1 protein-coding gene is annotated in these 1,276 nt (G+C 62.9%); it reads right to left on the bottom strand.

Annotated features, from left to right (window positions below; all coding sequences use genetic code 11):
* Positions 1-65: 65 nt before the first annotated feature.
* Positions 66-1,195 (bottom strand): IS3 family transposase gene (locus tag ACERLL_RS17760; RefSeq protein ID WP_373657432.1). Its coding sequence is split into 2 segments (ribosomal slippage): positions 66-904 and positions 904-1,195, totalling 1,131 coding nucleotides; the frame shifts between segments, so codons are not numbered across the junction.
* Positions 1,196-1,276: the final 81 nt, after the last annotated feature.

The raw sequence follows: 1,276 nt of genomic DNA, 5'->3' as shown, positions 1-1,276 counted from the left end.
TGGGGTGGACCCATTCCGTTGGACAGTCAGCAGGCCTTGAGAAGTAAACGGGCTTTGGGGGCTCCTCAGGCTTCGGTTTCCGGCTGGGTGGTCCAGTGGACCTCAGCCGGGGTTTGATGATCAAGGGCGCTGTGCGGACGCTCCTCGTTGTAGAACTGGAAATAGTCGGCCAGTCCACTCTCCAGGTCAGGCACGGTCTGGTAATCCCGAAGGTAGATGTCCTCGTACTTCACGGTGCGCCATAGACGCTCGACGAAGACGTTGTCCAGGGCCCGGCCACGCCCGTCCATGCTGACGAGGATACCGCGGTTCTGTAGCTGAGCTACCCATTCCTGGCTGGTGAACTGGGCGCCCTGGTCGGTATTGAAGATCACCGGTTCGCCCCGGCCAAGGGCCATCTCCAGGGCCTCGAGGCAGAACAGCGCGTCCATCGTGTTGGAGAGCCGCCAGGCCAGCACAAAGCGGCTGTACCAGTCGAGCACGGCCACCAGGTACAGAAAGCCCCTTGGCATGGGGATGTAGGTGATGTCCGCGCACCACACCAGGTTGCTGTTCGTCAGCGCCAGCTCCCGCAGCAGATAGGGGTAGACCGGATTCTGCGGCTGCGGTCGGCTGGTATGCGGCCCAGGCACCGTGGCTTGCAGGCCCATGAGGCCCATCAGCCGCTGGACCCGCTTGCGGTTGACGGCGTACCCCTGGCGCCGCAACCAGGCCGTCATCTGGCGACTGCCGTAGAACGGCGTCTCCAGGTACTGTCGGTCGATGAGCCGCATCAGCGCCAAGTTCTCGGCGCTCTCCCCGGCCGGCTGGTAATAGTAGGTGGACCGGGGCAGACCAAGCAGGGCGCATTGGCGCTGGATCGAGAGCTGGGGATGGGCCGGTTCGATTTGCCATCGGCCTACCCCTTGATCTGCTTGGATTTTTTTTCGAGAAAGTCCACCTCGATCTTGAGGCGGCCGATCTCCTCATACAGAGGCGCGGTCAGCTCCTCGGCCGTGGGCGCCTTGCTGGCACGCTTAGCCTCGAACAACTCGGGCAGGCTGTCGAGCAGCTGGCGCTTCCACTGGCTGATTTGGGCCGGATGCACCTGGTACTCGCTGGCGATCTCGCTGGTCGTCTTAGCGCCCTTGGCGGCTTCCAGAGCGACGCGGGCCTTGAATTCGGGGCTGAGGCGCTTGCCTTTGGCTCGGGACACGGTTGAGGCTCCTTTCTGAGCCTGAGCATACCCCCTCAGCCGTTTACTTCTACCCCTGTCCAGTTTTTGGGGTCCACTTCA

This window comes from Thiohalorhabdus sp. Cl-TMA (assembly GCF_041821045.1).
Classification (GTDB): Bacteria; Pseudomonadota; Gammaproteobacteria; order Thiohalorhabdales; family Thiohalorhabdaceae; genus Thiohalorhabdus; species Thiohalorhabdus methylotropha.
The sequence above is the reverse complement of the archived record's forward strand: the minus strand, read 5'-3'. Positions and strand labels throughout refer to the sequence as shown.